General features: G+C 40.9%; 12 protein-coding genes and 1 rRNA gene. 10 read left to right on the top strand and 3 right to left on the bottom strand.

Annotated features, from left to right (window positions below; all coding sequences use genetic code 11):
• Position 1 precedes the first annotated feature (1 nt).
• The 5 genes from NSQ62_RS17970 to NSQ62_RS17950 all read left to right on the top strand — a co-directional run bounded on the left by NSQ62_RS17970 (position 2) and on the right by NSQ62_RS17950 (position 5662).
• Positions 2–1018: an ABC transporter ATP-binding protein gene (locus tag NSQ62_RS17970; RefSeq protein WP_341321435.1), complete on the top strand. Its 1017-nt coding sequence runs from the start codon at positions 2–4 to the stop codon at positions 1016–1018.
• A complete protein-coding gene (locus NSQ62_RS17965) occupies positions 993–1970 on the top strand; it encodes a dipeptide ABC transporter ATP-binding protein (RefSeq protein ID WP_341321434.1) in 978 nt (325 codons plus the stop codon). The genes NSQ62_RS17970 and NSQ62_RS17965 overlap by 26 nt, the downstream gene beginning before the upstream one ends.
• Before the next feature lie 37 nt (positions 1971–2007).
• A complete protein-coding gene (locus NSQ62_RS17960; protein WP_341323971.1) occupies positions 2008–3651 on the top strand; it encodes an ABC transporter substrate-binding protein in 1644 nt (547 codons plus the stop codon).
• A 99-nt stretch (positions 3652–3750) separates the two neighbouring features.
• Positions 3751–4755, top strand: a complete 1005-nt coding sequence (locus tag NSQ62_RS17955) for an ABC transporter permease (protein WP_341321433.1) — start codon at positions 3751–3753, stop codon at positions 4753–4755.
• 16 nt (positions 4756–4771) lie between these two features.
• On the top strand, positions 4772–5662 hold the full coding sequence (locus NSQ62_RS17950) for an ABC transporter permease (RefSeq protein ID WP_341321432.1): 891 nt from the start codon (positions 4772–4774) through the stop codon (positions 5660–5662).
• Between the two features lie 56 nt (positions 5663–5718).
• Here NSQ62_RS17950 and NSQ62_RS17945 read toward each other — a convergent pair whose 3' ends face one another.
• Together NSQ62_RS17945 and NSQ62_RS17940 are read right to left on the bottom strand one after the other, a co-directional pair.
• Positions 5719–6813 (bottom strand): aromatic acid exporter family protein, encoded by a 1095-nt coding sequence (locus tag NSQ62_RS17945; RefSeq protein ID WP_341321431.1) that lies wholly within the window; start codon positions 6811–6813, stop codon positions 5719–5721.
• Positions 6814–6903: 90 nt separating this feature from the next.
• Complete coding sequence (locus NSQ62_RS17940) at positions 6904–8190, bottom strand: glutamate-1-semialdehyde 2,1-aminomutase (RefSeq protein ID WP_341323970.1); 1287 nt, start codon at positions 8188–8190, stop codon at positions 6904–6906.
• A 132-nt stretch (positions 8191–8322) separates the two neighbouring features.
• Between NSQ62_RS17940 and bcp the strand changes: the two genes are divergently transcribed.
• From bcp to perR, 3 genes are all read left to right on the top strand, one after another.
• A complete protein-coding gene (gene bcp / locus NSQ62_RS17935) occupies positions 8323–8790 on the top strand; it encodes a thioredoxin-dependent thiol peroxidase (RefSeq protein WP_341321430.1) in 468 nt (155 codons plus the stop codon).
• A 22-nt stretch (positions 8791–8812) separates the two neighbouring features.
• Positions 8813–9760, top strand: a complete 948-nt coding sequence (locus NSQ62_RS17930) for a D-2-hydroxyacid dehydrogenase (RefSeq protein WP_341321429.1) — start codon at positions 8813–8815, stop codon at positions 9758–9760.
• A gap of 176 nt (positions 9761–9936) precedes the next feature.
• On the top strand, positions 9937–10383 hold the full coding sequence (perR, locus tag NSQ62_RS17925; RefSeq protein ID WP_341321428.1) for a peroxide-responsive transcriptional repressor PerR: 447 nt from the start codon (positions 9937–9939) through the stop codon (positions 10381–10383).
• A gap of 85 nt (positions 10384–10468) precedes the next feature.
• Here perR and NSQ62_RS17920 read toward each other — a convergent pair whose 3' ends face one another.
• Positions 10469–10810 carry a YgzB family protein gene (locus tag NSQ62_RS17920; RefSeq protein WP_341321427.1) on the bottom strand — a complete coding sequence of 114 codons (342 nt, stop codon included), beginning with the start codon at positions 10808–10810 and terminating at the stop codon, positions 10469–10471.
• 309 nt (positions 10811–11119) lie between these two features.
• Here NSQ62_RS17920 and NSQ62_RS17915 point away from each other — a divergent pair, with 309 nt between their 5' ends.
• Positions 11120–12013: a nucleotidyltransferase-like protein gene (locus NSQ62_RS17915; RefSeq protein ID WP_341321426.1), complete on the top strand. Its 894-nt coding sequence runs from the start codon at positions 11120–11122 to the stop codon at positions 12011–12013.
• Between the two features lie 345 nt (positions 12014–12358).
• A 16S ribosomal RNA gene (locus NSQ62_RS17910) occupies positions 12359–13913 on the top strand.
• Positions 13914–14127: the final 214 nt, after the last annotated feature.

The raw sequence follows: 14127 nt of genomic DNA, 5'->3' as shown, positions 1-14127 counted from the left end.
CATGAAACGAAAGCCTATATTGGAAGTAAAGGAGCTTGAAACAACCTTTTTTACGGATAGTGGAAATGTAGCTGCGGTGGATTTTATTAGCTTTTCTATTCATGAAGGAGAAGTACTTGCGATTGTAGGTGAATCCGGCTGTGGTAAAAGTGTTACATCATTATCGATTATGGGGCTCGTACCAAGTCCACCAGGAAAAATTACACATGGTGAAATTTTATTAAATGGAAAAGATATTTCGAAATACAGTGATAAAGAAATGCGCAAAATTCGGGGCAATGACATGGCGATGATTTTTCAAGAGCCAATGACGTCACTGAATCCTTTATTTACGATTGGCAATCAGCTTGTGGAAGCTATTTTAATCCATAATACAAAATGGTCTAAAAAACAGGCAACGGTCCGGGCAATTGAAATGATGAAGCTTGTTGGGCTACCTCGACCAGAACAGTTAATTAAAGAATATCCGCATCAATTATCTGGAGGCATGCGCCAGCGTGTGATGATTGCGATGGCACTTGTTTGTAATCCGAAAGTACTTATTGCAGATGAGCCAACAACGGCGCTCGATGTAACGATTCAAGCGCAAATTTTAAAATTAATGCGCGATTTAAATGAACGATTGCATACGGCGGTATTGCTGATTACACATGATTTAGGTGTTGTAGCAGAAACCTGCTCACGCGTCATTGTTATGTATGCAGGGCAAATTGTAGAGGAAGCACCGGTTAATGAGGTTTTCAAGAACCCACAGCATCCCTATACAAAAGGACTCATTCAATCGGTTCCAGACATGCGCTATAAAAAGGATTCACTGTATTCAATTCCAGGAAACGTACCAAAGCCTGGTTCGATCACAACAGGCTGCCGATTTGCAGCGCGCTGCGAATATGCCTTTGACCGCTGTACACAAGAAAATCCAATGCTCTATGAAGCATCGACGGTTCATAAAGCAAGATGCTTTTTATTAGAGGAAAAAGGGGGCGTATTACATGGCGAAAGTGCTGCTGAAGGTTGAAAATTTAAAAAAATATTTCCCGATTCGTCATGGGATGTTCTCGCGCCACATAGGAGATGTTAAAGCAGTTGATGATGTTTCATTCGAATTATTCGAAGGGGAAACGCTAGGAATTGTAGGTGAATCAGGATGTGGGAAATCGACAACAGGTCGCGCAATTATGCGCCTACATGAGCCTACTGCGGGCTCGATTACCTTTGATGATGTAGAACTGACAACGTTAAATGCTGAGGCAATGCGTAAAGCAAGGCGAGAGATTCAAATGGTTTTCCAAGATCCATACGCCTCACTTAATCCGAGGCATACCATTGAAAAAATATTAGAAGAACCGCTAATTGTTCATGGTATGGGGAATTCACAGGAACGTAAAAAGAAAGTACACGAGTATTTAGAGATTGTTGGTTTAAGCGCTCATTATGCTAAGCGATATCCACACCAATTTAGTGGAGGGCAGCGGCAGCGTATTGGTATTGCAAGAGCGCTTATGACAAACCCGAAGCTGATTATCGCTGACGAACCGGTATCCGCATTAGATGTATCGATTCAAGCTCAAGTATTAAATTTAATGCAAAAGTTACAAGATGATTTACAACTTACGTATATTTTCATCGCCCATGATTTAGGGGTTGTGCGCCATATTAGCGACCGTGTCGGTGTCATGTATTTAGGGAAAATGGTTGAGCTTGCAGATAGTGAGCTGCTGTACAGCGAACCACTTCATCCGTATACCCAAGCGCTGTTATCAGCTGTTCCGGTACCTGATCCACAATTTGAACGGGAGCAACTGATTTTAACAGGGGATATACCGAGTCCGTCCAAACCTCCTTCTGGTTGTACGTTCCATACTCGTTGTCCAAAAGCGATGGAGCATTGTAAAGTCGCGGTGCCAAAATTACAGCAAGTAAGGTCGGGTCATTCTGTTGCCTGTCATTTATATGATCAGCAGCAATGATATAAACAAACAAACACATATAGGGGGTATTTTATTGATGAAAGGAAAAAAATATTTACTTGCGTTAATTTTACTTTTAACCATGACCGTATTTTTAGCAGCATGTAATACGGATGACTCAGATTCATCAACACCGGACTCAGGTAATACGGATTCAGGTACAGAAACGGATAACAAGACTACAGATGACACGACATCTTCAACACCTCAAGTGTTAGTATTCGGTCGCGGTGCAGATTCTGTATCACTAGATCCAGGTATTGTGACAGATGGTGAATCATTTAAGGTTACACAAAACTTATTTGAAACATTATTGAACTTTGGTGAGAAAGATACAACGATTCACCCTGGTTTAGCGAAAGAGTGGGTTGTTTCCGATGATGGCTTAACGTACACATTTACATTGCAAGAAGGGGTAAAATTCCACGACGGTACAGACTTTAATGCCGATGCAGTCATTAAAAACGTGAACCGCTGGAAGGGTGGAACAGAGGACGATTTCTACTACTTCAACTCGATGTTTAAAGCAGAGGGTGCAGATATTATTACAGATGTAAAGGCTGATGGTGACTATACAGTAATCTTCACACTGTCTCGCCCACAAGCACCTTTCTTAAAGAACTTAGCAATGAGTCCGTTTGGTATCGCTTCACCTACAGCATTTGAAGCAGCAGGCGATAAATTTGGTGACAATCCAGTAGGGACAGGGCCATTCAAGTTTACAGATTGGAAACGTAACGATTCTATTACAATTGAGAAAAATCCAGACTACTGGCAACAAGGGTTACCGAAATTAGATAAAGTTATTTTCCGTTCAATTCCGGATAACTCAGCCCGCTTAAATGCGTTAACAGCAGGTGATATCGATTTAGCGGATGGGGTTAATCCATCTGACGGTAAAACAGTAGAAGGAAATGCTGAACTACAATTAATCGAGCGTCCTTCAATGAATATTGGTTACCTAGGCTTAACAAGTACACGTGCACCATTTGACAACAAATTAGTACGTCAAGCGGTAAACTATGCAATCGATAAGCAAGCGATTGTAGATGCGTTCTTTGAAGGACGTGCACAAGTAGCAGCAAACCCAATGCCACCGTCAATTAGTGGTTACAACGAAGCCATTGAGCCATATCCATATGATCCAGAAAAGGCAAAATCATTATTAGCCGAAGCTGGTTATGACGGCAAGGAAATTGAGCTATGGGCAATGCCAGTTCCTCGTCCTTACATGCCGGACGGAGCAAAAGTGGCTGAAGTTATTCAGAAGAACTTAGAAGATGTAGGGATGAAATCTAAAATTGTTTCGTTTGAATGGGCAACATATTTAGACAAAGCAAAAAATGGTGAAGCAGATGCATTCATGCTTGGTTGGACAGGTGACAACGGGGATGCTGATAACTTTATTTATACGCTATTAGATAAAGACAACATCGGTTCAAATAACTATTCATACTATTCAAATGATGAAGTGCATGATTTATTAATCAAAGCACAATCAGAAACAGATGAAAATGTACGTATTGATCTATACAAAAAAGCACAAGAAATTATTCACGAAGATGCGCCGTGGGTTCCTTTAGCGCACTCGACACCGTTATTGGCAGCAAAAGCTGGTGTGAAAGGGTTCCAACCCCATCCAACAGGCTCAGATAAATTAGACAATGTTTCAATTGAATAGTTAAAGAAGAAGGGGAGGTAACTTGCCTCTCCTTTTTATCTTGTTACGACTATTACTTAACTAATAATACTTATGATTTCAACAAAAGGGGTGAAGAGTATGCTTCACTACATTGGCAAACGTCTCTTACATTTAATACCGGTATTACTCGGGATGACCTTTATTGTATTTTTAATTATTCGAGCAATTCCTGGAGACCCTGCACAAGTTATTTTAGGTCAGCAAGCTACTGCTGAAGCAATTGCAGCACTGCGTAACAAACTAGGATTAGATAATCCGTGGTATATACAATATTTCGAGTATTTAAAAGGGATAGTCACTGGCGATTTAGGTGACTCTTTGCGTACACGCCAACCAATTACTACGGAAGTTTGGCCTTATTTAGCGGCTACGTTTGAACTTGCTTTTTTTGCTATTTTTCTCGCCGTCATTCTAGGGGTAAACGCAGGTATTATTTCAGCGTGGTTCCAAAATTCTTGGTTTGATTATTTAGCGATGGTGATTGCGTTAATCGGCGTGTCGATGCCGATTTTCTGGCTCGGTTTAATGGAACAATGGGTTTTTAGTATTAACCTAGGTTGGCTTCCAACATCAGGGCGTGAAAATGTGCGAGATCCTGTAACAGCGATTACGCACTTTTATTTACTGGATACCTTAATGCAAGGTCGCTTTGATCAATTTGTCGTGGTGTTGAAGCATTTATTCCTACCAGGCATTGCACTTGCAACGATACCAACAGCAATTATCGCACGTATGACACGCGCATCGATGCTTGAAGTCATGCGTTCAGATTTTGTACGAACAGCACGTGCTAAGGGGCAAAAAATGTATAAAGTTGTGTACAAGCATGCACTCAAAAATGCACTGATACCAGTACTTACTGTGATTGGTTTACAAACAGGGATGCTGTTAGGTGGTGCAATCTTAACGGAGACAATATTTAGTTGGCCAGGGGTTGGACGTTACATTTATGAAGCAATCGGTTTCCGGGATTATCCGGTGATTCAGTCTGGTATTTTAATTGTTGCCTTTTTATTCGTTATGATTAATTTAATAGTAGATATTTTGTATACCGTCATCGATTCTCGAATTAAATACAACTAGGAAGGAGGCGCAGCATATGGAATTCGTTCCAAAACGACCACAGGTAATTGAAAAGCAAGATCGCGTAAATGGACCGTGGCGTGAAGCATGGCTCAGCTTTAAAAAGAGCAAGTCAGCATTAGTAGGTAGTGGTATCGTACTGTTCTTTGTACTGGTTGCAATTTTTGGACCACTTTTTGCACCACAAGGTATTAATGATCAAAACTTAAGTCTTCGTTTGCAGCCTCCATCTTCGGAGTTTTGGTTTGGGACAGATGATTTAGGGCGGGATGTATTTTCACGTATTTTACACGGAACGCGTATTTCCTTAACAGTTGGCTTATCAGCGGTACTGATTTCGGCCACGGTTGGTAGCTTTTTGGGGATTATCGCAGGTTATTATGGACGCTTTATTGATACGGTTATTTCACGTATTTTTGATATTATGCTAGCATTTCCGAGTATTTTATTAGCGATTGCAGTTGTCTCAATTTTAGGTCCGTCACTGCAAAATGCATTGATTGCCATTGCGATTATTAATATTCCGAGCTTTGGACGACTCATTCGCTCGCGCGTACTAACCATCAAAGAAGAGGAATACATTCATGCAGCAAAAGCAATTGGCATGAAAAACTCACGTATTCTGTGGAAGCATATATTACCGAACTCCATGACACCGGTAATCGTGCAAGGTACATTAGCGATTGCGACAGCGATTATTGAAGCGGCAGCACTTGGCTTTTTAGGTCTAGGTGCAGAGGCCCCGCAACCGGAGTGGGGTAAGATGCTAGCAGATGCGCGGATGTTTTTACTCAATGCACCGTGGGCCATGATTTTCCCAGGGGTAGCGATTATGCTCACAGTAATCGGCTTTAACTTAATGGGCGACGGTTTACGTGATGCACTCGATCCAAAAATGAAAAATTAAACGGAAGCACCAAGTTACGGTGCTTCCGTTTTTTTTACTGATGAGCAACGCTTTTCTTAATAAAACTCAGACTCTAAATCTAAATTCTTTTCATCGCTATGATAGCTGCGATAGGAAACGATTAATGTATCGAGGTGTTCTAAGTTTTCCTCGTAATCTAAAATACGCGATAAAATATAAAGTAAGTGATAGCTAGAAAACTGTTCGTCCTCCGTTGCTTCTTCTTGAGCGAGGACAATTTGCTTAATAAATTGTTCCATTAATTCGCTTCCTTGTAAATACTCTTCATGACGAGTCCACTTAGAATGCTCGGGTCTTAACTTGCCTGTATATTTTAATAGGAGCTGCTCATGGTAGGTTAAGAGAAAATCTAAACGCTCCTGAATAATAATTTGAAACTGAGTAGGTAAGTTACCGAGCTCGTTTTCATGCTTATGTAGGCGCATGAGGAGTTCTAAGCTTTTCTTCGATGTCGTTAGCATTTGGCGATAGACTACAAGTTTCCGAGCCTTTACGTATTTTTGATTTTTAAAATAGCTACGTTCCTCTTTAAAGAATCCATACATTATATCTAGCTCATTTAAGCGAGACTGTAATTTCGTAATCGCCATTTTTGTTGAAGTATGCTCACTTGCTTGACGCACCGCTAGTCGTGCCCATCGAATAATATCATCCTGTACGGAATTGATTTTTTTGAATAACTTCACCTCGTATTTAGGTGGTAAGAAAACGAGATTTACAATAAATGCTGCAAAGACGCCGAGCATCACGGTACCAAATCGAATTAAACCAAATGTTAGAAAGTCATCGCCAGGTACTTCCATAATCGCGATAACCGTTACAAGTGCTAATGAAATCGACTTTTCTAGTTTTAATTTCATCATAATCCCAAGCACGATAATTGCTGCAATACCGACTGCGACAATATGATGGCCAAAGACAAGACCAAAAAGTACCGCGATGGTAGCGCCGATTAAATTGCCTTGAATTTGTTCAATAATAGTAAGATAAGAGCGATAAATGGAAGGTTGAATAGCAAAAATCGCAGCAATGGCAGCGAACACAGGCGATGGTACGTTTAATAGCTCTGCTAAAAATAATGCAAAGACAATCGCGACGCCGGTTTTTAATACGCGTGCTCCTAGTTTCATAAGAGGTCCTCCTTTCTACAAGTATAAAATAAGCCACTATAATGTAATCCCATTATAGCGGCTTTTGCTAAGTATTTGTTCAATTAAAATTTACAGTTGTGAAAACGCATAGTCAACCGCCTTTAATGTTTCTTCTACATCAGCATCTGTATGCTCAGTAGTTAAGAACCAAGCCTCGTATTTTGAAGGGGCTAAGTTCACGCCCTGTGAAAGCATTAATTTAAAGAAGCGGCCGAATTTTTCGCCGTCTGTATTTTCCGCTTGGTAATAATTTTCTACTTTTTCATCTGTGAAGTAGACAGCAAATGCACCTTTTAAGCGGTTTAAAGTAATGGTTACACCGTGCCTTTTCGCAGCAGCTAAAATGCCTTCTTCTAATAATGCACCTAAACGATCCATTTCATCGTAAATACCAGGTTGTTGTAACACTTCAAGACAAGCAATACCCGCTTGCATACTCGCTGGATTGCCCGCCATTGTACCAGCTTGATATGCTGGGCCAAGTGGTGCGACTGTATTCATCACTTCTAAACGACCACCGTATGCACCGATGGGTAAACCACCACCGATAACTTTCCCCATTGCTACTAAATCTGGTGTTAAGCCGAGCATTGTATGCGCGGCACCATAGTGGAAGCGGAATGCTGTGATGACTTCATCGTGAATTGTTAAGAATCCTGTTTCTTTTGCAACAGTATGTACGTGCTCTAAGAAACCAGGTTTTGGCTCAACAATCCCGAAGTTCCCAACGATTGGCTCGATTAAAATCCCCGCAAGTTGGTCACCCCAAACAGCGACTGCCTCATCGAATGCTTTGATGTTGTTGAAGGGTACTGTGATTACTTCAGTTGCTACTGACGTAGGAACACCGGCAGAGTCAGGTGAGCCGAGTGTGGCAGGACCAGAACCAGCCGCAACTAATACTTGGTCAAAATGTCCATGATAGCAGCCAGCAAATTTCATGATTTTTGTGCGACCCGTGAATGCGCGCGCAACACGTACACAAGTCATGACCGCTTCTGTACCAGAGTTGTTAAAACGAACTTTATCTAATGTAGGAATTGCTTCTTTTAACATTTTAGCAAATGTAATTTCGTGCTCAGTCGGTGTACCGAATAATACACCTGTTTCCGCCGCGTGTGCGATGGCTTTTGCAATGTGCGGGTGACCATGACCCGTAACAATCGGACCGTATGCTGCTAAATAGTCAATATAACGGTTGCCGTCCACATCCCAAAAATGTGCACCTTTACCACGCGCCATAACTACTGGGGCACCACCACCAACTGCTTTGTACGAACGTGATGGACTATTTACCCCACCAACGATATGTTTTAGCGCTTCTTCATGAAGTTGCTCAGACTTTGTATGATTCATCATTATTCCTCCAAATAGGCTTACATTAAAAGATTTTCTTCTATTGTAGTATGTAATGGGGAGCTACGCCAAAGAATTTGAAACAATCGGCATAGTTTTGTACGATAGAAGAAAATTTGAAGGAGAATGCATATGACATTAGAAAATTTACAAGCACCGAACTTTACATTGCAAAATGAAAATGGGGAACAGGTAAGCTTACAGGACTATCAAGGAAAAAACGTGATTTTATATTTTTATCCAAAAGATCTAACACCAGGCTGTACAACACAGGCCTGTGACTTCCGCGACAGCTACGAAGACTTTTCAGATTTAAATGCGGTCATTTTAGGGGTGAGCTTAGATGATGCGGCGAAGCATACGAAATTTATTGAAAAGCATGGCCTACCGTTTTCATTACTAGTAGATGCAGAACATAAAGTGGCAGAGGCTTACGGTGTGTGGACACTGAAGAAAAATTTTGGCAAGGAATATATGGGCATTGAGCGTACAACGTTTTTAATTAATGAACAAGGCATTGTAGAGAAGGAGTGGCGCAAAGTCCGCGTCAAAAATCATATTGAAGATGTGTTAAACTATTTAAAAACTCGCACAAATTAATCGTGCACAAAGGGGAATCCTCATGGTAAACGTTTATTTTACTTTTGAACCACGCGAAGATTTAAAGCAGCCACTTGTTGCGGAATTTCCACAAGTTGATTTTGTATTTGATGCAAAAATAGATGTAGAAAAGCTAAGTGCAGCTGAAATTTTAGTTACTTACGGTGAAGATTTAAAAGCCGAGCATCTTGAGCATGCTGAAAAACTGGAATGGATTTTCGTTGCATCAGCAGGTGTCGAAAAAATGCCAGCCGAAGCCATTGCCGCGCGTGATATTTTTGTTTCAAACGTACGTGGCATACATAAAAAGCCAATGACGGAATCGATTTTAGCGCACATTTTAGCGTACAAACGTGCACTGCCATTTATCTATGAGCAACAGAAGAAAAAGGAATGGAATAAAAAAGCGCGTGTAACTGAGTTAAATGGCAGCACAGCACTAATTATCGGTCCAGGTGCAATTGGTGCAGAAATTGGTCGTATTTTGCAAGCGTTTGATGTGTACACAATCGGCTGCAACCGTTCAGGTGAAGAGGCATTATTTATGGACGAAACGCATAAACTAGATGTATTGAAGGAACAGTTACCAAAAGCAGATATCGTCATTTCGATGCTACCGTCTACGAAGGAAACGAAGCATTTCCTTCAGCGCGAGCATTTCGAATTAATGAAGGACACGGCGCTATTCATGAATTTCGGGCGCGGTGATTTAGTAGAAACAGCAACTTTAGTAAATGTATTAAATGATAAACTGATTGCCCATGCGGTATTAGACGTTTATGAAATTGAACCATTACCAGCGAATAGCCCGCTATGGGAGTTAGATAATGTAACGCTTTCCCCACACTTTTCAAGCCATTCTTCACGCTATGTCGAACGTAGTTTAGACATTTTTAAGCCGAGTTTACAGAAGTGGTTAGCAGGGGAACGAGATTTAGAAAATAAAATGGACATTTTACGAGGCTACTAATTGAGAATGGCGACTACGGAAAATAAGGCTTTTGGCAACCTATTTTCAATTAGCATTTTTAATTATTTACTTTTAATTCAATTGGGGTAAGCAAATGTTGACAAGTTGTGGATATATTCGCTACACTATTTATAACAATTATAAATTAATAATATGTATGAAGAGAGGTGCTGACGATGTCTGAATTGCATTTAAAAGATGCGCTAGACACGTTAAAGACTACCGGTGTACGAATTACTCCTCAGCGTCATGCGATTTTAGAATATTTAATTCAATGTATGAATCACCCAACAGCTGATGATATTTACAAAGCGCTATGTGATAAGTTTCCAAACATGAGTGTAGCGACAGTATATAATAATCTACGTGTTTTTCGTGAAGTGGGCTTAGTAAAAGAGCTTACTTACGGGGACTCAGCAAGTCGTTTTGATTTTGTGACAGGTGATCACTATCACATGATTTGTGAATGCTGTGGGAAAATCGTCGACTTCCACTATCCTGGCTTAAATGAAGTAGAGCAATTTGCTTCACAAGTAACAGGCTTTGAAGTGAACTCGCACCGCTTAGAAGTATACGGCACATGTCCTGAATGTGTAGCAACAGGCGCAAAGAAAGTTCAATAATCAATAAATCCTGGCAGTTCTATTAGCTGCTGGGATTTTTTTGAGAAAATACGTGCATTCATGTAAGTTGAATGCACGTTAGGTATTATTTTTTATTGTACGCTTGATCAAATTCTTTCCCTTCTAGTGAAGGGTCAAGCGTTAGTGGTTCGTTACAGTACATACACATATCGACACGGCCTAAAACTTTTGTCCATTTACCGCATTCCGGGCATACTACGGGCACAGCCTTCGTGGACAATAAACCAATCCAACCATAAACAGCCGTACTGCCGATAATACAAAGAAGCCCAAGTGAAATGAATACTAATGATAAGATTGCGCTGTCTTTAAAGAAAATCGCTCCATACATAATAATGAAGCCAATGAAAATAAGGGATAATGCAAATGAACGGATTTTATTTATTTTACTATTATATTTTTTCATTTTAATTGCCTCCTAATCTAAAGTATACTATAACATAATTTGGATTTAATTTAGTAGATGTGAAAGAATTTGGATAATTTGTTGATACTTTGGTTTTCGCTGGAGATTTAACCAATAGGGAAAGGAAATAATCTCTTGATGTCGAAATCTATAAAGACCTGTAAGAAAATTAATAGAAATTTTTGATAAGTATTGAAATCCATGAAATTGATAAAATTAATGTCAGAATTAGCTAGTTAATTTGTCTTAGAGCATTTACAATAACTAAATAAATATAAAGTAGTAACGAAACTTATAGGAGGATTTGAAATGGAACATATTTTAAGACCAATTTATCAAGAGCGCGCAAGTCAGCCAGATACATTGGGTGTTATATTGATTAATAAGCGTGAGGGCGCGGAAAATATGACGGACACATTTGATGCTGTTCTTCTTATTATAGTAAAAGAAAGTGACACGCCTATGTATTCGAAGCATTATACATATGGTGATGCAAAGATGGTCATGCATATTGTAACGGAAGAGCGTTTACGTAAATGGATCTTCATTGGTTCGAACCGTCGCCTAGTAGACTGGTTATTCCACGGAAAAATTATGTTTGATCGTAATGAGTTCTTATTTAAGTTACGTTCAGAGATGCAAGAATTCCCATTCTTTGGCCGCAAGTTAAAAACAGGTATTCAATTCGCTCAACTAATTCGTCGTTATCAAGAGGGAAAAGAGTTATTTGAGGACGAGCATTATTTAGATGCCTATAATCACGTTGTAGCTTCGTTACATCATTTAGGTCGTCTTTCAATTATTGATAGCGGACATTACCCAGAAGTTACTGTATGGGCACAAGTAAAACGCAATGACCCTGCAATCTATAAATTATATGAAGAGTTAATCATGAGCAGTGAAAGTTTAGAAAAGCGTTTAGAGCTTTTATTCTTAGCGAGTGAGTTCTTAATTAATGCAAGAACGAATGATGGCGCGCAGCATCTTTTAGAAACAATGCTTTCGCAACCATCGTGGACAATTCAAGAAATGCATGATCATGCGGAGTTAAGTTATTACTCTACGGATTTAGAAGTGTTTGTTGAATATTTAATTGACCGAGGACTAGTGTTAGTAGATGAAGTCATTGCAAAGAATGAAGCAATCTTCCACCGTAATTATTATGTAGACCGACAATTTATTGAAAGTGAATATGGGCTATAGTATAGTATTTCAGGGCGTGTTAAACGCCCTAAAAACTTTTTTTAGAAAAAGAGTTGACGTTTTAATAAAAAGTATTGTAATATATTAATTGTCGCTAAGACGTCTTCGTAAAACAACATAAACAATCACTTGAATTGCTCAAAAAACTTTTTCGAAAAAGTTGTTGACAATGAAAAGAAAAAATGTTAAATTAGAGAAGTCGCAAAAACGACACACGAAAAAATGAACCTTGAAAACTGAACAAGCAACGTTAATGAAAAACAAGTTTCTTAAATGAAACAAACAATAGATTTCAACTTTAATTAGTTGGATCGCTAGCAAAGCAAATGAGCTTTCAAACTAACTATTATGGAGAGTTTGATCCTGGCTCAGGACGAACGCTGGCGGCGTGCCTAATACATGCAAGTCGAGCGAATGATTAGAGAAGCTTGCTTCTCTCTGATTTAGCGGCGGACGGGTGAGTAACACGTGGGTAACCTACCCTATAGACTGGGATAACTTCGGGAAACCGGAGCTAATACCGGATAATACTTCGAAACACATGTTTTGAAGTTGAAAGATGGTTTCGGCTATCACTATAGGATGGACCCGCGGCGCATTAGCTAGTTGGTGAGGTAACGGCTCACCAAGGCAACGATGCGTAGCCGACCTGAGAGGGTGATCGGCCACACTGGGACTGAGACACGGCCCAGACTCCTACGGGAGGCAGCAGTAGGGAATCTTCCACAATGGACGAAAGTCTGATGGAGCAACGCCGCGTGAGTGAAGAAGGATTTCGGTTCGTAAAACTCTGTTGCAAGGGAAGAACAAGTAGCGTAGTAACTGGCGCTACCTTGACGGTACCTTGTTAGAAAGCCACGGCTAACTACGTGCCAGCAGCCGCGGTAATACGTAGGTGGCAAGCGTTGTCCGGAATTATTGGGCGTAAAGCGCGCGCAGGTGGTTCCTTAAGTCTGATGTGAAAGCCCCCGGCTCAACCGGGGAGGGTCATTGGAAACTGGGGAACTTGAGTGCAGAAGAGGATAGTGGAATTCCAAGTGTAGCGGTGAAATGCGTAGAGATTTGGAGGAACACCAGTGGCGAAGGCGACTATCTGGTCTGTAACTGACACTGAGGCGCGAAAGCGTGGGGAGCAAACAGGATTAGATACCCTGGTAGTCCACGCCGTAAACGATGAGTGCTAAGTGTTGGGGGGTTTCCGCCCCTCAGTGCTGCAGCTAACGCATTAAGCACTCCGCCTGGGGAGTACGGTCGCAAGACTGAAACTCAAAGGAATTGACGGGGGCCCGCACAAGCGGTGGAGCATGTGGTTTAATTCGAAGCAACGCGAAGAACCTTACCAGGTCTTGACATCCCATTGACCACTGTAGAGATACAGTTTTCCCTTCGGGGACAACGGTGACAGGTGGTGCATGGTTGTCGTCAGCTCGTGTCGTGAGATGTTGGGTTAAGTCCCGCAACGAGCGCAACCCTTGTTCTTAGTTGCCATCATTTAGTTGGGCACTCTAAGGAGACTGCCGGTGATAAACCGGAGGAAGGTGGGGATGACGTCAAATCATCATGCCCCTTATGACCTGGGCTACACACGTGCTACAATGGACGATACAAACGGTTGCCAACCCGCGAGGGGGAGCTAATCCGATAAAATCGTTCTCAGTTCGGATTGTAGGCTGCAACTCGCCTACATGAAGCCGGAATCGCTAGTAATCGTGGATCAGCATGCCACGGTGAATACGTTCCCGGGCCTTGTACACACCGCCCGTCACACCACGAGAGTTTGTAACACCCGAAGTCGGTGAGGTAACCTTTATGGAGCCAGCCGCCGAAGGTGGGATAGATGATTGGGGTGAAGTCGTAACAAGGTAGCCGTATCGGAAGGTGCGGCTGGATCACCTCCTTTCTAAGGATTATTTCGGAAATCTTCTCTTGGAGAAGATACTCATTAACGTTTGCTGTTCAGTTTTGAAGGTTCATTCTTAATTGAATGAGATACTTCAAAACATTGTTCTTTGAAAACTGGATAAAACGACATTGATAAGTAATAAACAAACAATAGATCAAGAAATTGGTCGTGCAATATCCTTAAAATCTTAAATCTTCTGATTTAAGTTTAA

This window comes from Solibacillus sp. FSL H8-0523 (assembly GCF_038051985.1).
Taxonomy (GTDB): domain Bacteria; phylum Bacillota; class Bacilli; order Bacillales_A; family Planococcaceae; genus Solibacillus.
The sequence above is the reverse complement of the archived record's forward strand: the minus strand, read 5'-3'. Positions and strand labels throughout refer to the sequence as shown.